At 65.8% G+C, this 18,184-nt stretch carries 16 protein-coding genes and 1 tRNA gene; 6 read left to right on the plus strand and 11 right to left on the minus strand.

The window, feature by feature from the left end; all coding sequences use genetic code 11:
- Window positions 1–10: 10 nt before the first annotated feature.
- From HMPREF9710_RS10160 to HMPREF9710_RS10175, 4 genes are all read right to left on the minus strand, one after another.
- On the minus strand, window positions 11–397 hold the full coding sequence (locus HMPREF9710_RS10160) for a nuclear transport factor 2 family protein (RefSeq protein ID WP_005666090.1): 387 nt from the start codon (window positions 395–397) through the stop codon (window positions 11–13).
- 82 nt (window positions 398–479) lie between these two features.
- Window positions 480–2,312: a PhoH family protein gene (locus HMPREF9710_RS10165; RefSeq protein WP_005666092.1), complete on the minus strand. Its 1,833-nt coding sequence runs from the start codon at window positions 2,310–2,312 to the stop codon at window positions 480–482.
- Between the two features lie 263 nt (window positions 2,313–2,575).
- Entirely contained in the window at window positions 2,576–3,040 is a 465-nt protein-coding gene (locus HMPREF9710_RS10170; protein ID WP_005666093.1) for a peroxiredoxin, read from the minus strand.
- Window positions 3,041–3,228: 188 nt separating this feature from the next.
- Complete coding sequence (locus HMPREF9710_RS10175) at window positions 3,229–3,603, minus strand: Mth938-like domain-containing protein (protein ID WP_005666095.1); 375 nt, start codon at window positions 3,601–3,603, stop codon at window positions 3,229–3,231.
- 131 nt (window positions 3,604–3,734) lie between these two features.
- Here HMPREF9710_RS10175 and HMPREF9710_RS10180 point away from each other — a divergent pair, with 131 nt between their 5' ends.
- Window positions 3,735–4,958: a pyridoxal phosphate-dependent aminotransferase gene (locus HMPREF9710_RS10180; protein ID WP_040776070.1), complete on the plus strand. Its 1,224-nt coding sequence runs from the start codon at window positions 3,735–3,737 to the stop codon at window positions 4,956–4,958.
- A 39-nt stretch (window positions 4,959–4,997) separates the two neighbouring features.
- Complete coding sequence (locus HMPREF9710_RS10185; RefSeq protein WP_005666099.1) at window positions 4,998–6,317, plus strand: homoserine dehydrogenase; 1,320 nt, start codon at window positions 4,998–5,000, stop codon at window positions 6,315–6,317.
- Window positions 6,318–6,374: 57 nt separating this feature from the next.
- Here the strand turns inward: HMPREF9710_RS10185 and HMPREF9710_RS10190 are convergent, their stop codons facing one another.
- Window positions 6,375–6,554 carry a hypothetical protein gene (locus tag HMPREF9710_RS10190; RefSeq protein ID WP_005666101.1) on the minus strand — a complete coding sequence of 60 codons (180 nt, stop codon included), beginning with the start codon at window positions 6,552–6,554 and terminating at the stop codon, window positions 6,375–6,377.
- A gap of 267 nt (window positions 6,555–6,821) precedes the next feature.
- Between HMPREF9710_RS10190 and HMPREF9710_RS10195 the strand changes: the two genes are divergently transcribed.
- A complete protein-coding gene (locus HMPREF9710_RS10195) occupies window positions 6,822–8,711 on the plus strand; it encodes an MFS transporter (RefSeq protein WP_005666103.1) in 1,890 nt (629 codons plus the stop codon).
- A 90-nt stretch (window positions 8,712–8,801) separates the two neighbouring features.
- Window positions 8,802–8,878, plus strand: a tRNA-Pro gene (locus HMPREF9710_RS10200).
- A gap of 55 nt (window positions 8,879–8,933) precedes the next feature.
- On the opposite strand, the gene HMPREF9710_RS26550 is transcribed toward HMPREF9710_RS10200, so the two are convergent.
- The 3 genes from HMPREF9710_RS26550 to HMPREF9710_RS10215 form a co-directional block, all read right to left on the minus strand.
- Window positions 8,934–11,762, minus strand: a complete 2,829-nt coding sequence (locus HMPREF9710_RS26550; RefSeq protein ID WP_051205065.1) for a PAS domain-containing hybrid sensor histidine kinase/response regulator — start codon at window positions 11,760–11,762, stop codon at window positions 8,934–8,936.
- A 112-nt stretch (window positions 11,763–11,874) separates the two neighbouring features.
- A complete protein-coding gene (locus HMPREF9710_RS10210; RefSeq protein WP_005666107.1) occupies window positions 11,875–13,590 on the minus strand; it encodes an FAD-dependent oxidoreductase in 1,716 nt (571 codons plus the stop codon).
- A gap of 129 nt (window positions 13,591–13,719) precedes the next feature.
- Window positions 13,720–14,739, minus strand: a complete 1,020-nt coding sequence (locus tag HMPREF9710_RS10215) for a transporter (protein WP_005666109.1) — start codon at window positions 14,737–14,739, stop codon at window positions 13,720–13,722.
- A gap of 250 nt (window positions 14,740–14,989) precedes the next feature.
- Here HMPREF9710_RS10215 and HMPREF9710_RS10220 point away from each other — a divergent pair, with 250 nt between their 5' ends.
- Entirely contained in the window at window positions 14,990–15,277 is a 288-nt protein-coding gene (locus HMPREF9710_RS10220; RefSeq protein ID WP_005666111.1) for a hypothetical protein, read from the plus strand.
- Between the two features lie 21 nt (window positions 15,278–15,298).
- Here the strand turns inward: HMPREF9710_RS10220 and cadR are convergent, their stop codons facing one another.
- Complete coding sequence (gene cadR / locus HMPREF9710_RS10225; protein ID WP_005666113.1) at window positions 15,299–15,706, minus strand: Cd(II)/Pb(II)-responsive transcriptional regulator; 408 nt, start codon at window positions 15,704–15,706, stop codon at window positions 15,299–15,301.
- Window positions 15,707–15,767: 61 nt separating this feature from the next.
- On the opposite strand from cadR, the gene HMPREF9710_RS10230 reads away from it, so the two are divergent.
- Window positions 15,768–16,496, plus strand: a complete 729-nt coding sequence (locus tag HMPREF9710_RS10230) for a cation efflux transmembrane domain-containing protein (protein WP_005666115.1) — start codon at window positions 15,768–15,770, stop codon at window positions 16,494–16,496.
- Between the two features lie 40 nt (window positions 16,497–16,536).
- On the opposite strand, the gene HMPREF9710_RS10235 is transcribed toward HMPREF9710_RS10230, so the two are convergent.
- The gene (locus HMPREF9710_RS10235; protein ID WP_005666117.1) at window positions 16,537–17,136 is read right to left on the minus strand and encodes a D-glycero-alpha-D-manno-heptose-1,7-bisphosphate 7-phosphatase; all 600 of its coding nucleotides are present in this window, start codon (window positions 17,134–17,136) and stop codon (window positions 16,537–16,539) included.
- Window positions 17,137–17,142: 6 nt separating this feature from the next.
- Window positions 17,143–18,162 carry a glycosyltransferase family 2 protein gene (locus HMPREF9710_RS10240; protein WP_005666119.1) on the minus strand — a complete coding sequence of 340 codons (1,020 nt, stop codon included), beginning with the start codon at window positions 18,160–18,162 and terminating at the stop codon, window positions 17,143–17,145.
- Window positions 18,163–18,184 lie beyond the last annotated feature (22 nt).

The raw sequence follows: 18,184 nt of genomic DNA on the forward strand, positions 1-18,184 counted from the left end.
CATATCGGTATCAAGGCAGCATGCCGTTGGTATTGGCTGCCTCGGAGGGGATGATCTGCAGCACATCCCAATGCTCGACGATTTTTCCTTCAGGCGTCAGCCGGAAGATGTCGATGGCGGCGTAGTCATGGTCGCCCGGCCAGTGCTGGTGGCAGTGCAGCACGACCAGGTCGCCCTCGGCGATTACGCGCCGGACGTCCACGCGCTTGCCGGGCCATTCGCGCGCCATGTGCTCGAAATAGGCGATGAAGCCGTCTGTTCCGTCCGGCACGTGGGGATTGTGCTGGATGTAGACGTCGCCGGCATAGCGCTCGATCGCCTCACGCGGCCGGCAGTCGTTGAACATCAGTTTGTAGAAGGCAACGAGGTTGGCCTTGTTTTGTTCGATAGTCGACATATGATCTCCACTCGATGGCTTCCCCCCCCAAAAAAACGCCCGCCGGTGAGGGCGGGCGTCGATGGTCAGGCGACCGTCTGGCTCACAGCACGTCGCTGGCGTGGTCGGCCAGGCGCGAGCGTTCGCCGCGCGCCAGGGTCACGTGGCCGCCGTGGCTCCAGCCCTTGAAGCGGTCGACCACATAGGTCAGGCCGCTCGAACCTTCGGTGAGGTAAGGCGTGTCGATCTGCGCGATATTACCCAGGCACAGGATCTTGGTGCCGGGACCGGCGCGCGTGACCAGGGTCTTCATCTGCTTCGGCGTCAGGTTTTGCGCCTCGTCGATGATCAGGAACTTGTTCACGAAGGTGCGGCCGCGCATGAAGTTGAGCGACTTGATCTTGATGCGCGAGCGGATCAGGTCTTGCGTGGCGGCGCGGCCCCAGTCGCCGGCATCGCCGTCCGACTTCATCAGCACTTCGAGGTTGTCGTCGAAGGCGCCCATCCATGGCGACATCTTCTCTTCCTCGGTGCCCGGCAGGAAGCCGATGTCCTCGCCCACCGGCACCGTCACGCGGGTGACGATGATCTCGTTGTAGAGCTTGGTCTCGAGCACTTGCGCCAGGCCGGCAGCGAGGGCCAGCAGGGTTTTACCGGTGCCGGCCTGGCCCAGCAGGGTGACGAAGTCGACCTCGGGATTCATGAGCAGGTTGAGGGCGAAGTTCTGTTCGCGGTTGCGCGCCGTGATGCCCCAGACGTTGTTCTTGTTGTGGCTATAGTCGCGCAGGGTCTGCAGCACGGCGGTCTTGCCGTTGATCGACTTGACCTGCGCGTACAGCGGCGACTGGCCATCCTTCGGCTCGAGGAACAGGAACTGGTTCACCAGCAGGGTCGGGATCAGGGGGCCGGTGACGCGGTAGTAGGTCGCCGAGCTGCCGTTCTTGTTTTCCTGCCAGGATTCGACGTCCTTGCCGTGCTTGTCCCAGAAGTCGTCCGGCAGCTGGACGATGCCCGAGTACAGCAGGTCGGTGTCTTCCAGCACGTGGTCGTTGAAGTAATCCTCGGCCGGCAGGCCGATGGCGCGCGCCTTGATGCGCATATTGATGTCTTTCGACACCAGCACGATGGCGCGGCCCGCCATCTGCTGCTCGAGCGCGCGCACGACGCCCAGGATCTGGTTGTCGGCCTTGCCTGACGGCAGACCCTCGGGCAGGGCGGCGCTGTTCAGGCGGGTCTGGAACAACAGGCGGCCCTTGGCATCCTTGTTGCCCAGCTTGGACAGCGGAATGCCCGACTCGATGGCGTCGTCGTCGACGTTGGCGATCAGGGCGTCGAGCGTGCGCGAGACCTGGCGCGCATTGCGCGCGACTTCGGACATGCCCTTCTTGTGGTTGTCCAGCTCCTCGAGCGTCATCATCGGCAGGTAGACGTCGTGCTCTTCGAAGCGGAACAGCGAGGTCGGATCGTGCATCAGCACATTGGTGTCGAGCACGAACACCTTGGTGGCGCCGGAGCGGTCGGCCTTGCGGCTGGTGGACGACTTGATGGTGACCTCGACCGGCTTGTGCTTGGCCGGATGCGGTTGATCGGCGTCGGTCTCGCGCAGCCTGGCTTGTGCAGGGGCGGCTTCAGGCCAGTTCTGCTTGCCTTGCCTGGTGGTCTTGCGGGCCGGTTGCCCGGCCTGTTCGGCGACGGATGGAACGGCTGCGACGGGTTTGGCAGCCGCGGGCGCTTGCGCCGCGGCCAGGGTGTCTTGCGCCTTGCGGCGTGCGCGCGATTTCGGCGTCGGCACGGCCTGGCCGCTGATCAGGTCTTCGACGTCGTCGTTGGCCTGGGCCGAGACGGGACGTACCGGCGATTTGCCGGGTTCGGCCTTCGGGTAATCTTTTGCCAGCAGCATGGTCGCTGGCTGGGTAGGCATCTTTGGCAGTGGCATCAGGTTCTCAATCTAAAAAAAGTCTGGATGGCCGTGCGCGCGCGGGCCACGTGGCGCGCTGCCGCACGGAGTCGATGCTACTAACGGGAATGGCGGATGAGCCGCCGGGGTGATTGCGAGGAAAAATGTCTGCAGTACGGCCGAGCCCGGAAATGCTCCGGCCCGGCGGGAAACCAGATTGGAAGAATGTGGATGAATTACGGGTTGACTCAAAATAAGGGGTAGCGATCCAGCAGGTTGAACAAACTGGAGCCATCCGTAATTCAGGGCTGGCTCTTCAAAAATTCCAGCACTTCGGTGACGTGATCATTGACTTTCACGCCACGCCATTCTTTCACCAATCGGCCTTGAGCGTCAATGACAAACGTACTGCGCTCGACCCCACGCACTTGTTTGCCATACATATTCTTCATCTTCATGACATTGAATTGCGTGCAGACGGTTTCGTCCGGATCGGAGATCAGTTCGAAGGGCAGGCCCAGCTTGGCCTTGAAGTTCTCGTGCGAGCGCAGCGAATCGCGGCTCAGGCCAACGATCTCGGCGCCCAGCGCCTGGAACTCGGGCCAGGCTTCGCGAAAGGCGATGCTCTCGGTGGTGCAGCCCGGCGTATTGTCCTTGGGGTAGAAGTACAGCACGGTGTACCTGGCGGGACGGCCAGCCAGCTCGAAAGTCTGGCCACCGGTCATCGGGGCGGAAAATGGGGCGATGGTTGCTTGGCTCTCGGCCACGGGCTTCTCCTGGGCAGTGACAGCGCGCTGCGCTGCAAATATTAACCTCCCGGCGCATGGTGGCGGGGAGCGGCACTGGCATGATAATCCGGCGGTGCCACCTGCCGCTAGTGCTCCGGCTGGCCAGAATCACACTATTTACCCCGATTTGGAAATGTTTCTGGAGATTTAAGATCCGGCTAACGAAATCAGGCGCCGATAATCAGGGCCAGCGTTACCTTGCGTCCTTCACCCATCAGCACGTTATAGGTGCGGCAGGCGGCCTGGCTGTCCATGCTTTCGACGCCGACGTGCATGGCCGACAGGCTGGCTACCAGGCGCGGGTGCACGAAGCGCTGGCGCTCGCCGGTGCCGAGGATGACGACGTCGGGCGCGTCCTTCGCGATCTCTTCGAAGTGGGCGGCGGTCAGGTCGTCGAAGCGGGTCACGTTCCACGGCCGCGGCGGGATCTCCGGGAGCACCGTCAGGCTGTAATTGAAGCGTTCGGCATTGATTTCCACGCCCGAGGCGTCATAGCCGGTCACGGTCTGGTATTGTTGGGTGTTGTCGGAATGAAGCTTCATGGCGTTGGCTGAATCCGGTGGGCTGGCAAAGGCCCATTGTAACCGGATCGGCAAGGTTGCCTAAACGGGGCGCTTTCGGCAGAATGGTATTTTTCGCACTGCAACAGAGCACGCTCACATCTGAGGAAATTTTGAGACCGATCGCCAAATCCAACAAGCTCGACGACGTCTGCTACGAAATCCGTGGTCCGGCCCTGGACAAGGCGCGCCAGATGGAAGAAGACGGCCAGAAGATCATCAAGCTCAACATCGGCAACCTCGCCGTGTTCGGCTTCGACGCGCCTGACGAGATCGTCAGCGACATGATCCGCAATATGCATGGCGCGGCCGGCTATACCGATTCCAAAGGCATGTTCGCGCCGCGCAAGGCGGTCATGCATTACACGCAAGAGAAGAACATCGCCGGCGTGGGCATGGACGACATCTACCTGGGCAATGGCGCCTCGGAACTCATCGTGATGTCGATGCAGGGGCTCTTGAACAACGGCGACGAAGTGCTGGTGCCGGCGCCCGATTACCCGCTGTGGACCGCGGCCGTGAGCCTGGCCGGCGGCGCGCCGGTGCACTATGTGTGCGACGAGCAGTCCGGCTGGCTGCCCGACATCGAGGACATGCGGCGCAAGATCACGCCGAACACGCGCGCGATCGTCGTCATCAATCCGAACAACCCGACCGGCGCGCTGTATCCACGCGAAGTGCTGCTCGACATCATCGAGCTGGCGCGCCAGCACCAGTTGATCGTCTACGCCGACGAGATCTACGACAAGACCCTGTACGACGGCGCCCAACACGTCTCGATCGCCTCGCTGGCCGACGACGTGCTGTTCGTGACCCTGAATGGCCTGTCGAAGAACTACCGTTCCTGCGGCTACCGCGCCGGCTGGATGGTGGTCTCGGGCGAGAAACGCCACGCGAAAGGCTATATCGACGGCCTGAACATGCTGGCCTCGATGCGCCTGTGCGCCAATGCGCCGGGGCAGTTCGCCATCCAGACCGCCCTTGGCGGCCACCAGAGCATCAACGACCTGGTGGGGCCGGGCGGACGCCTCTTGAGGCAGCGCGACCTCGCGCATAAATTGCTTACCGATATACCGGGCGTGTCCTGCGTCAAGCCAAAAGCCGCGCTCTACATGTTCCCGCGCCTCGATCCGAAGATGTATCCGATCACGGACGACCAGCAGTTCATCTGCGAACTGCTGTCCGAGGAAAAAGTGCTGCTGGTGCAAGGCACCGGCTTCAACTGGATCGCCCCGGACCATTTCCGGCTGGTGTTCCTGCCCAATTCCGACGACCTGACCGACGCTTGCGGACGCATCGCGCGCTTCCTCGACGGTTACCGACGACGCCACGCCTGAACCGGACGGGCGTCCTGACCATCAAGAGATACAGATTTTATGAAACCGATTCAAGTTGGCCTCCTGGGCATCGGCACCGTGGGTGCCGGTACCTTCAACGTCCTTCAACGCAACCAGGAAGACATCCGCCGCCGCGCCGGACGCGGCATCGAGATTGCAATGATTGCGGCGCGCAATATTGAACGCGCGCGCGAAGTGACCGGCGGTGCGGTCGAGATCGTGAGCGACCCGTTTGCGGTGGTCAACCATCCGGACATCGACATCGTCGTCGAATTGATCGGCGGCTACGAACTGCCTCGCGAGCTGGTGCTGAAGGCGATCGCCAACGGCAAGCACGTCGTGACCGCCAACAAGGCGCTGCTGGCGCTGCACGGCAACGAGATCTTCGCCGCCGCCCAGGAAAAGGGCGTGATGGTGGCCTTCGAGGCGGCCGTGGCCGGCGGCGTGCCGATCATCAAGGCCCTGCGCGAAGGCCTGACCGCGAACCGCATCGAATCGGTGGCCGGCATCATCAACGGCACCACCAATTTCATCCTGACCGAGATGCGCGAGAAGGGTCTGGATTTTGCGACCGTGCTCAAGCAGGCGCAGGAGCTGGGCTATGCCGAGGCCGATCCGACCTTCGACATCGAGGGCGTCGATGCGGCCCATAAACTGACCATCATGTCGGCGATCGCCTTCGGCATTCCGGTGCAGTTCGACAAGGCCTATGTGGAAGGCATCAGCCAGCTGCAGGCGGCCGACATCCGCTACGCCGAACAGCTCGGCTACCGCATCAAGCTGCTGGGCATCACGCGCCGCACCCATACCGAGTCGGGCGAGGGCGTCGAGCTGCGCGTGCACCCGACCCTGATCCCGGCCGCGCGCCTGATCGCCAATGTCGAAGGCGCGATGAACGCGGTGCTGGTGCAGGCCGACGCGGTCGGCGCCACGCTGTACTACGGCAAGGGCGCCGGATCGGAGCCGACCGCATCGGCCGTGATCGCCGACCTGGTCGACGTGACCCGCCTCCTGACCGCCGACCCGTACAGCCGCGTGCCGCACCTGGCGTTCCAGCCGAACCAGATGACCGACGTCGCGATCATGCCGATGTCCGAGATCACCAGCAGCTATTACCTGCGCGTGCACGTGCAGGACAAGCTGGGCGTGATGGCCGACCTGACCCGCATCCTGGCCGACGCCGGCATCTCGATCGACGCCGTGCTGCAGAAGGAGCCGGGCGACCAGCTTGATATCGACATCATCATGCTGACGCACCAGACGCGCGAAAAGAACATCGACGCGGCGATCGCCAAGATCGAAGGATTACCGGCGGTGATCGGCAAGGTGACGCGGATTCGCCTGGAAACGCTGGGCTGACCTGACCGGCCATGCCACTGGAGCCGCCGTTGCCCGTGCTGGGCAACGGCGGTTTTTTCATGGCGGCGGCATGCCTTCATGGGCCAGCAACGTCGCTGGATACGGCTCGAAACGGCGCGGCAATTCCTCGTCATCGTCGAGGAGGGCGGTGGTGAGGAGCAGCAAGTCCTGCTCGATGTGCTCGAACAGCGCATTGGCAACGCTGGCGTAGCTGATGTGGAAGTTGGCGGAAGTCATCCGCGGATTCTACCTGCGCTGCATTGCACCAATGTGCCAGATCAAGCCCAATTTGACCGGCTTCAATCGTCAATCGCCCGCATGGCACTGTTTCGGTGCGCACGCTTGCCGTCGGCCGCGGTTTGTGCTCGCGCAAATGCTTCGTACTGTAGAGCAAGACCGGCGGTATTACATGCGGATACGCAAGCATGAATGTGAGAAACACCGTTTGTTCCGCCATGCCTGCCGTTGTACATTACGCACTCCATCACAGCCGAGCTTTCGAGCATGAGCCAACCGAATCAGTTTTCCCTGCTGACCCAGCGCCGTTTCGGCCCGTTCTTCTGGACCCAGTTCCTGGGCGCCTTCAACGACAATCTGTTCAAGACCGCGCTGCTGGTCGTCATGACCTATGACGCGATCAACTGGACCACGCTCGATCCCTCCCTGCTCAACAACCTGATCCCGGGGCTGTTCATCCTGCCCTACGTGCTGTTCTCGGCCACCTCGGGCCAGATCGCCGACAAGTTCGACAAGGCGAAGCTGGCGCGCATCGTCAAGATCGCCGAGATCGCGATCATGCTGGTGGCCGGCATCGGCTGGATGACGCACACGCTGTGGCTCCTGATCGCGGCGGTGATCGGCATGGGCATGCATTCGACGCTGTTCGGTCCGGTGAAATACGCGTATCTGCCGCAGAACCTGAAGCCCGACGAGCTGGTGGGCGGCAATGGCGTGGTCGAGATGGGGACCTTCGTCGGCATCCTGCTGGGTGAGGTGGCCGGCGCGATCCTGGTCGGCTACAAGCCGAACGGCATCATGCTGGTGGCCGGTGCGACCTTGCTCTTCGCCGTGCTGGGCCTGGCCGCCGCCTGGCGCATCCCGCCATCGCCGGCGCCGGCGCCCGAGCTGCGCATCAGCCGCAATTTCATCGCCGAATCGTGGCGCAACCTGGCGTATTCGCGCCAGAACCGCACCGTGTTCCTGTCAATGCTCGGTAATTCCTGGTTCTGGTTCTACGGTGCTTTGCTGCTAGCCCAGTTCCCGGTGTTCTCGAAAGACTATCTGATGGGTGACCACAGCGTGTTCGTGCTGCTGCTGACCGTGTTCTCGCTCGGCATCGGCCTCGGCTCGCTGCTGTGCGAACGCCTGTCGGGCCACAAGGTCGAGATCGGCCTGGTGCCGTTCGGTTCGATCGGCCTGTCGGTATTCGGCATCGACCTGTATTTCGCCAGCGAAGCCTTTGTTGCCAGCACGACGGTGGTGGACTGGACCGGCCTGCTGAACCAGCCCGGCGCCTGGCGCATCCTGGGCGACCTGGTGATGATCGGCGTGTTCGGCGGCTTCTTCATCGTGCCGCTGTTCGCCCTGATCCAGACCCGCTGCGACCAGAAGCACGTGTCGCGCACGATCGCCGGCATGAATATCCTGAACGCGATCTTCATGGTCGCCTCGGCCGGCGTGGCGATCCTGCTGCTGGGGCAGGGCTTCAGCATCCCGGAACTGTTCCTGACCACGGCCCTGCTCAATGCGGTGGTGGCGGTGTACATCTTCTCGCTGGTGCCGGAATTCCTGATGCGCTTCCTGGCCTGGCTCTTGATCCACACCGTGTACCGGGTGCGCACCATCGACACGGCGCGCATCCCGAGCGAAGGCCCGGCGGTGCTGGTATGCAACCACGTCAGCTATGTGGACGCGATCGTGATCAATGCCGCCAGCCCGCGGCCGATCCGCTTCGTGATGGACCATCGCATCTTCAAGACGCCGTTTTTGCGCTGGATCTTCCGCGCTGTGAACGCGATTCCGATCGCGCCGGCCAAGGAAGACCCGTGGACGATGGAAAAGGCGTTCGTCGACATCGCCCATGCGCTGCATGACGGCGAGCTGGTGTGCATCTTCCCGGAAGGGCGGCTGACCTCGACCGGCGAAATGAACGAGTTCCGCCATGGCATCACGAAAGTCATGGAGCGCAGCAAGGTGCCGGTGATCCCGATGGCGCTGCGCGGCCTGTGGGGCAGCTGGTTCACGCGCGACAAGAGCAATCTGTTCGAGCGCAGGATTTCGCGCGGCATGCGCTCGCAGCTGGCGCTGGCGGTCGGCCAGCCGGTCGCGCCCGAGCTGGCGACGCCGGCCTACCTGCAACAGCAGGTGATGGCGCTGCGTGGAGAGTGGAAGTAGAGCCTGCCAAACCCTGTCCAGTGAAGATCTTGCACGGTATGGCAAAAACGCAAGATTTTTTCGCTGGCTCTGATATAATTATCGACTAGTCGGGGCGTAGCGCAGCCTGGTAGCGTACGTGCATGGGGTGCACGGGGTCGGAGGTTCGAATCCTCTCGCCCCGACCAAAGTATCAGTGAAAAAGCCAGCTTTCGAGCTGGCTTTTTTACGTCCATTTTCACGTCAAGACCCTAATCCTCGCGACCCCGGCGCCAGCTCGTCCAGTACGCCCAGCAACTGGCCGACGTCCACCGGCTTGACCAGGTGCCTGGTAAACCCGGCCCGTTTCGACGCCGCCATGTCCTGCGGCTGGCCGTAGCCGCTCAGCGCGATCATGGCGGCGCCGGCCACCAGCGGCGCCGCGCGCAGCTCTCGCACCAGCCGATAGCCATCCATATCCGGCAAGCCGATATCCAGCAAGCAGACGTCGAAACTGTCTTTCTGCACCCGCCGCAGCGCCGCCGTCGACGAATCCTCGACCTGCACCCGGTGCCCCACCGCCGACAGGACGATGCCCAGCGATTCGGCGGCGTCGCGGTTGTCGTCGACGATCATGATGCGCAGCGTCGAATGCGCCGCCAGCGCGGCGTCGTCCTCGCGCCGGCTCGCGTCGTCACCAGCGCCATCCACGCCGAGCGGCAGGACCACGCTGAAGCAGCTGCCACTTCCCGGCCCGTCGCTGTGCGCCTGCACCTGCCCGCCATGCAGGCTGACCATGCTGCGCACCAGCGCCAGCCCCAGTCCGAGACCGCCCTGGGCGCGGTCCGGCGTGCGCTTGGCCTGCGTGAACAACTCGAACACATCGGGCAGCAGCGCGGCATCGATGCCGATGCCATTGTCCTTCACGCTCAGCTTCACCTGGCCGGCGTCCGGCACGGCGTCGGCGCACACTGTGATCTCGCCGCCGTCCGGCGTGTACTTGGCCGCATTGTTGATCAGGTTGGCCATCACCTGCACCAGCCGCTTGCGGTCGCCGGTGACGGTGACGTTGGCCGCGCCGAGGCGGGTCGACAGCGTGTGGCCCTTCTTTTCGATCAGCGGGCGCGCCTGCTCGATGGCGTTCTGGATCACCGACTTGAGGGCGACCGGTTCGCGTTCCAGCTCGACCAGGCCGCGTGTCACGCGCGAGACGTCGAGCAAGTCGTCCACCAGCTCGACCATGTGCCGCACCTGGCGCCCGATGACGTCGCTGGCGTGGGCGATGCGCTTCGGGTCGGCGCCGGACAGTTTCAGCATCTGGGCCGCGGTGCTGATCGGCGCCAGCGGGTTGCGCAGCTCGTGGGCCAGCATGGCCAGGAACTCGTCCTTGCGCGCGTTCGCCGCTTTCAGTTCTTCGGCGGCCAGCTTCTGGTCGTGCATGTCGGTGACCGTGCCCATCCAGCGGATGATGCGGCCGGCCTCGTCTCGCACCGGCAGCGCGCGGTTCAGCACCCAGCGGTATTCGGCGCCATGGTGGCGCAGCCGGTGCTCGAGCTCGAACAAGGCGCCGCTTGCCACGCTGCCGGCCCACAGCGCCAGCAACGCGGGCAGGTCGTCGGGATGGATGGCGGCGGTCCAGCCGGTCGGATCCACGTTCGACAAGCCGGTGAAGTCGCTCCAGCGCCGGTTCGTATAATCGTTCGCGCCGTCGGCCCGGCACGACCACACCATCTGCGGCATCGCATCGGTAATGGTGCGGAATTTTTCTTCGCTCTCGCGCAGCGCGCGCTGTGTGTCGACCTGGGCCGTGAGGTCCATCGAAGCGGCCACCGCGCCGGTGATGGCGCCATCCTCGGTGCGGATCGCGGTGGCCCGGGTGAGCAGGATGCGGCGCTCGAGTGGGCGGCCGAAGGGTTCGATCTCGACCACGTCGGCCTCGACCTGCTCGCCGCGCAGCGCGCGCGCCAGCGCCCACTCGTCCGACCGTATCTGCCTGCCGTGGCGCTCCGAGCCGTCGGCCCACCAGCCACGCCATTCGGCGTACTGGTCCTGGCTTGTCGGCATCGGGTGATCGCCCCACAGCTGGCGGTTCATGCGATTGACGGACGACAGCGCCCCATGCTCGTCCACGTAGACGATCCCCACCGGGGCCGAGCTGAGCAGGGCGTCGAGGCGGCGGCGGTCGGCCTCGGCCTGGCTGGCCGCGGCGCGCGCCGCCATCTCTCTGGCCTGCAGCGCGCGCTCGGCGTTCTTCTGGTCGGTGATGTCGGTGAACAGCAGGGCCACGCGGCGCTTGACCGGATGGGCGATCGGGCTGGCGTAGACGGTGAACCAGCGGCCCATCGCCTGCGAGTATTCCTCGAAGCGGCGCGCCACGCCGGTGCGCGCGACCTCGTCGTAGGTGGCGATCCAGCGCTGTTCCAGGTCCGGCACCAGCTGGCGCGCGGTCTTGCCCACGCTGTCGACCAGACCGGTATGGCGGGCAAAGGCGTGGTTGGCTTCCACGAACACATAGTCGACCGCATGACCCTGTTCATCGTGCACCAGGTCGATCAGGCAGAACGCATCGTCCATGGTTTCGATCAGCGCATGGTTCGTCTGCTCCAGGCGCTGCCGCAGCAGGTGGTCTTCGGTGACGTCGTTGCAGATCACCAGCACCCCGTGGATGCCGGCTTCGTCCTCGATCGGGCTGTAGCCGTAGGTCCACCATACGTCTTCGCGGCGGCCGTTGCGGGTCAGCGGGACCAGGCGGTCTTCGTACCAGGCGCTGGCGCCTTCGCGCATGACGCGCTCGATGTCCGGTCCGATCAGGTCCCAGGCTTCTTCCCAGCACGGGCGGCCGGGCTGGCCGAGGGCGACCGGATGGCGCTCCGGGCCCAGGGTCTGGCGATAGCCGTCGTTGTAGAACTGGATCAGGTCGTCGCCCCACCAGATGAACATCGGATGATTGCTCGACAGCAGGACCCGCAGCACGGTCTTCAGGGTCGAGGGCCAGCCATCTGGCGGGCCGAGAGGGCTGTTGTTCCAATCGTAGGCGCGCATGAGGGCGCCCATCTCGCCGCCACCGGCCAGGAAGCTGAAACTCGAATTCAAAGTGTGGGGAATAAAAGGTGGGAAACCGTAAACGATACGGGGTGACTGATCCACCGGCAATTGTAATGGTGTGCGGTAATACCTGCTCGGCGGCCGTCCTCCGGTGCGGTGCTCAGCCGGTCGCCCCGTCGGCCTGCTGCTGCTCGGCCAGGTATCTGTGGATCTGGGCCACCACGGCCGCGCCTTCGCCGGCCGCCGCGGCGACGCGCTTGGTCGAGCCGGCGCGCAGGTCGCCCACGGCGAACACGCCCGGCACGCTGGTCTCGAGATCGCGTCCGCCATGCCGCCCCGTGGCCTCATAGCCGGTCAGCACGAAGCCCTTGCGGTCCAGTTCCACGCCGCATTCGCGCAGCCAATCGCTGTTGGGATCGGCGCCGATGAACAGGAACAGGTGGTGGCTATCGAACACGACTGGCGGACCGCCGCTGCGGCTGCGGCAGTGCACCCGCTCCAGGCCGGCGTCAGTGCCCTCGAGTGCGGCCAGTTCGAGCCGGGTGTGCAGCACGATGTTCGCGCTCGCCCGGATGCGCTCGATCAGGTAGCTCGACATACTGGCCTCGAGACCGTTGCCGCGCACCATCAGGTGCACGGTGCTGGCGTGCGCGGCCAGGTAGACGGCGGCCTGGCCGGCCGAGTTGCCGCCGCCGACCAGCACCACGGTCTGCCGGCGGCACACCTTTGCTTCGACCGGCGAGGCCCAGTAGTACACGCCGCGACCCTCGAAGCGGGCCAGGTCGGCGAGGTCGGGCTTGCGGTAGCGCGCGCCGGCCGCCAGCACCACGCTGCGCGCCCGCGCGCAGGCGCCGTCGTCCAGTTCCACGCGCAGCGGCCGTTCGCGGCACAGCAGCCGCATCGCCGGCGCCGGAATGGCGATCTCGGCGCCGAACTTGCTGGCCTGGACGAAGGCGCGGCTGACCAGGGCGTGGCCCGAGATGCCGGTGGGGAAGCCGAAGAAGTTCTCGATGCGCGCACTGGCCCCGGCCTGGCCGCCATAGGCGCGCTGTTCCAGCACCAGCACCGACAGGCCTTCCGAGGCCGCGTACACGGCCGTGGCCAGGCCGGCCGGGCCGGCGCCGACCACCAGCACATCGTAGACCATGTCGCGCGTGATGCGCGGCATGGTGCCCAGGAAGCGGCCCATCTCGAGCAGGCTCGGGTTCTTGATCACGAAGCCGTCGGGCATGGCGACCAGCGGCCAGTCGTGCTCCTGGCGCCAGTGCTCGCGCACCAGCTGGGCGGCGTCCTGGTCGGCGTCCGGGTCGCGCCGGGTATAGGGTTGCGCATTGCGCGACAAAAAGCTCTCGAGCTCGAACAGGCGCGCATGGCCGGACGGCCCGATCAGGATCGGCCCGGTCGGCTGTTCGCCGATCAGGCGCGCGCGGCGCAGCATGAAGGCGCGCATCACGCGCTCGCCCATCACCGCCTCGGCCATCAGGAGCGCACGCAGCGCCTCGGGATCGAGCACCAGGGCTTCCAGGCGGCCGACCGCCACGCCGTCGACCAGCGGCGGCCGGCCCGACAGCTGCGACACTTCGCCGGTGAACTGGCCCGGTTCGAACAGGTGCACCTCGACCCGGTGGCCGAGGGCATTGCTGCGGCTGCAGCGCAACTGGCCGGACAGCACCACGACCATGCCGGGAGAATCGACCAGGGCCCGGAACACGACGTCGCCGTCGTGCCAGGCGCGCTCGGTGGCGAAACGGCGGATGCGCTTGAGATCGTCTTCGCCGAGGACGGGATAGACCTGGTGGCCGCGCGTCTTCAGGTCGATCAGGTAGAGCGGATCGATGATGGACGGTTCCGGCAGGGATTCTGGCGTGTCGTTCATGGCGGCTCTCGGCTGGTCGCGTCGGATCTGACGCAGGCGAATGCATGGTAATGCAGCCGGGCCGTTTTGTGCGCTATCTCCTGGGGTGGGTGCGCCATGGTTTATTTTTACTGGTAAGCCGCCGCCGGTTCAGCGCTGGCGCTGCAGTCGCAACAGCAGCCAGCCGGCCACCGTGGTGAAGGCCGCGACCAGGCCCAGCGCGATCCAGAAGCCGTGGCGCTCGTCGGCCAGCGGGATGCCGCCCACGTTCATGCCGAGCAGGCCGGCGATCAGGTTGATCGGCAGCGCCATCACGGTCACGATCGTCAACAGGTACAGGCTGCGGGCATTGTCCTCGTTGACGCGGGCGGCGATTTCTTCCTGCAGCAATTTGATGCGCTCCTGCAGCGCGGCCAGGTCGCTCAGCACCACCGTGAATTCCTCGGTCGCCTGGCGCAGGTCCTGGCGGTCGTCGCCGTCGACCCAGCCTGGTGGGCGCTGCAGCAGGCGGAACAGGGCGGCCGGTTCCGGCGCCAGCAATCGCTGCAGGCGCACCAGCACCCGGCGCAGCGAGCCGAGGTCTTCGCGCTGGCGGGTGAGGCGCCCGGCCAGCAGCCGGTCTTCGATGGCGTCGACCCGCGCCACCGCCTCGCGCACGATGTTCACCAGCACGTCGGCCTGGTCGCGCAGCAGGTGGATCAGGAACTCGCTGGATGAGCGGAGCGGGGCGCCCTGGCGCACGTCCTGGCGCAGGCGCTCGATCGAGGCCAGGGGCTTCCTGCGCGCGCTGATCGCGACCTGCGGCGTGACGTGGACCCACAAGGTCGAGATCTCGGCGCTGTCGAGCGAAAAGCCATGCAGCACGTCGTTGACGACGGCGATCAGGGCATTGTCGGCCAGCTCGAGGCGGGTCGAGCGCGAACCCTGGTGCAGCGTCTCGTAGAATTCGTCGGCCAGCATGGCGTGGCCGCGCAGCCAGCGTTCGCTGGCGGTATTCGACAGGTTGAAGTGCAGCCAGATGAACTGTTCCGGTTGCGGTTCGCGCATCCAGGCCAGGGCCTCGTGCACGCCGATCGGCGTCGCGGTCGTGTCGCGCCGGAACAGGAAGCCCCATACCAGGCCCGAATCGTCGGAGCCGTAACTGAAGCCGGGAGCCGCCATCTGCGCCATTGACCTTCCTGGATGAATGAACGATGGGCAATTGTAGAGCGTTCTGACGGCGTGATGTTGGCTGTCGGCGACGTGCTTGGAAACCTTGCGATGTCATCAAGTTGAAACCATGGGCCGCTAAGATTGCCGCTGTGTCTCTCCGCGTGATCCCTCAACCGGATACTGCGTTTTTCCGTCGGCCTCACGGTCGGCGGATTTTTTTTATGTGAGGCTCCCGGCGCGCATGGGATGTCTCGAGGAAAGGAAACAGATGCACATCTCTCAGATCGATCGCCGCGGCGCGGCGCCGGGCGACATGGCTGACAATAGCCTTGCCAATCCCTATGCGGGCGCAACCCACGTGGTGCGCCAGGGCATCCTGATCCAGGCGAGCCTGGGCACCCGCAGCGCCGTCGAATTCCTGAAGCAGCATGGCGTGCACGGCGCGGTGATCCACCGCGTGCTGTTGGGAGAGCAGGTGCGCCAGGATGACCACGCGTCGCTCGGCGACCGGGCGGCGCTCGACGATCGTGCGGTGATCGACGATCCCAGGATGTAGTCGAGGGCCTGCAGCCGGGGTTCAGGCGTGCTCGGTCAGTTCGCGCAGGATCGCGCACTGGCCGGCGGGCCGCGTCGAATCGCAGCGCGCGCGCAGGCGCGACAGTTCGGCGCGCAGCGCCCTCAGCTCCAGGATCTGGCGGTCGATCTCGGACAGCTGGTGGTCGACCAGCGCGTTGACGCCGCTGCAGGAACGTTCCGGCTGGTCCTGGTAGCCGAGCAGGGTTTCCACTTCGCTGAGCGACATGCCCAGCGACCGGCAACGGCGGATGAAATGCAGCCTCTCGGCGTGGTCGGCGCCATACATCCGGTAATTCGCCTGCGACCTGACCGGCGGCGGCAGCAATCCCTTTTGCTCGTAGAAACGGACTGTCTCGGACTGGCAGCCCGTCAGTTTCGCCAGTTCACCAATACGCATCAGCATGTTCATCCCTTGACCTTGTAGTTACTACAGGGATTCTAATGGAGTTATTGCCATTGGAGGTGCGATCATGTCCGCTTGCTGTTCCGGATCCTGCAGTCCGACCACGCCGCCGCCCGACGGGCGCTACCGCAAGGTGTTGTGGGCGGCATTGCTCATCAATTTCATCATGTTCGGCGTCGAGCTGGCCAGCAGCCTGGCGGCAGGCTCGGTGTCGCTGCTGGCCGACTCGGTCGACTTTCTCGGCGACGCCGCCAATTACGGGGTGTCGCTGTTCGTGCTGGGCATGGCCGTGGTGTGGCGTTCGCGCGCGGCCTACGCCAAGGGCGTCGTGATGGGCGTCTTCGGCGTGCTGGTGCTGGCGCGCGCCTTGTGGCTCGGCCTTGACGGCCACCTGCCGCATGCCCAGACCATGGGAGCCGTCAGCCTGCTGGCGCTGGCCGCCAACGGCGCGGTGGCGGCCATGCTGTACGCGTTTCGCAACGGCGACGCCAATATGCGCTCGGTGTGGCTGTGCACCCGCAACGACATGATCGGCAACCTGGCCGTGATGCTGGCGGCGCTGGGCGTGTTCGGCGCCCGCGCCGGATGGCCGGACATCGTGGTGGCGAGCATCATGGCGTGCCTCGGCCTGTCGGCGGCGCGCCAAGTGATGCGGCAGGCGCGCGCCGAGCTGCGGGCGCAGGCGGCGGCACGCTCGCCGGTGGCGACGCCGATGCCGATTCCCGTGCCAGCGACCCTGCCCACACCAGCGCCGGCGTCGTCGCCGGTGTCGATCGTCGAGATCCGGCGCCGCTGAACGGGGGCATCCGGGCGCCAGCAAATGCCGCCAGTCCCCGTCAGCCCGGCGACCGTGAACCCGCCTGCGGCCGTAGGTCCTCGCGCTCGCCGTGCTCGGCGATCAGCATGGCCGCGCTGTACAGGTCCGGCGCGATGCGCGTGGGCAGGCGGCGTGGCCCCAGGCGCCATTCGGTCTCGCCGCCGTTGTCGATCAACAAGGTGCGGCAGCCGGCGCGGTTGCCGGCCTCGACGTCGTGCAGGATGTCGCCGATCATCCAGGATGCGCGCAGGTCGATGGCATGCTCGTGCGCCGCGCGCAGCAGCATGCCGGGCGAGGGCTTGCGGCAGGCGCAGGCGAAGGCATAGTCGCTGACGGTGCCGAGCGGATGGTGCGGGCAATAGTAATAGCCCGCGAGGGCGAGCTGCTCGCGAAACAGCAGGTCGTGCAGGCGGTCGGAGACCGGACCCATCGCCGCTTCGGTGAAACAGCCGTGCGCGATGCCGGACTGGTTGCAGACCACGAACAGGCGATAGTCGAGCTCGGCCAGCAGACGCAGCGCCGCGCCGGCGCCGCTCACCAGGCGGATGCGGCGCGGCTCGGCATTGAATGGGATGTCGTCGACCAGCGTGCCCTCCTGGTCGAGAAAGATGGCTTTCATGCGCGCTTACGCGAAGCGCACGCGGTAGCGCACCGCGCCGGCCAGGCGCCAGAACACCGACAGTGGCGGCAGCAGGACCGAGGTGATCGCCATCTCGGCCACGTGCGAGGCGCTGTGGGCCGTGCCCTTCAGGCGGCGCAGGCACAGGCGCACCGTGAGCGCCAGCCAGACCAGGGTGGCGGCCAGGGCCAGCCAGCGCACGCCCAGCGCCCAGCAGGGCAGGGCCAGCAGCAGGGCCGCGACGATGGCGTAGTGGTCCCAGCACGGACGCGCCTCGATGCGTTCGCGGTACAGCGTCGGGTGCTTCTTGTACAGCAGCGCGTCGAACACGGCATGGCGGATCTGCAGCAGGCTCGCGCCCCAGGGCGCCGGACGCACCGGGTGCACGGCCAGCGCCTGCGGCGCGCGCACGATGCGGATGCCTTGTTCGAGCAGGCGGAAGTGCAGGTCGGCGTCGCTGCCGCGCTGGACGCTGAAGCGCTCGTCGAAGCCGTCGAGCCGTTCGAGCACCGGCTTGTGGAAGAAGCAGTTGGCGCTGGTGAAATCGGCCAGTTCGTGCGCATGTGCGCTGCGCTGGCGGTCGGTGGGGCGCGCCGGCACCGGGGTCTCGATGCGGCCGCAGACGACGGCGGCGCCGCCGTCGAAGGCGGCCAGCCCCTGGGCCAGCCAGTCGGGGCTGGGCACGGCGTCGTCGCTGGTGAAGGCGATGACGCTGGCGCGCGCCGCGCGCCAGCCGCGGTTGCGCGCGGCGCCGGGGCCGCGCGGGCCGGTGTTGGCGACATAGGCCAGCCGCGGCCCGCGTTCGAGCGTGCGGGTGCGCCAGCCGGCCACCAGGTGCAGCGTATTGTGGTTGGGTTCGTCGTCCACGACGATGACTTCGACGCTGCGCGGATCGACGCTCTGGCGCATCAGGGCGTCCAGGCTGCGGTCGAGCAAGTCCATGCGGCCGCAGGCGGGCAGCACGACCGACACCGTGGGGATGGCGGCGGGCGTGGCGTTATTTGAGGTGTCGTCCGTTGCAGGCATGCGAGGTCTCCTCGTTCTCTCC

It is taken from the genome of Massilia timonae CCUG 45783, assembly GCF_000315425.1.
GTDB classification, from domain to species: Bacteria; Pseudomonadota; Gammaproteobacteria; order Burkholderiales; family Burkholderiaceae_D; genus Telluria; species Telluria timonae.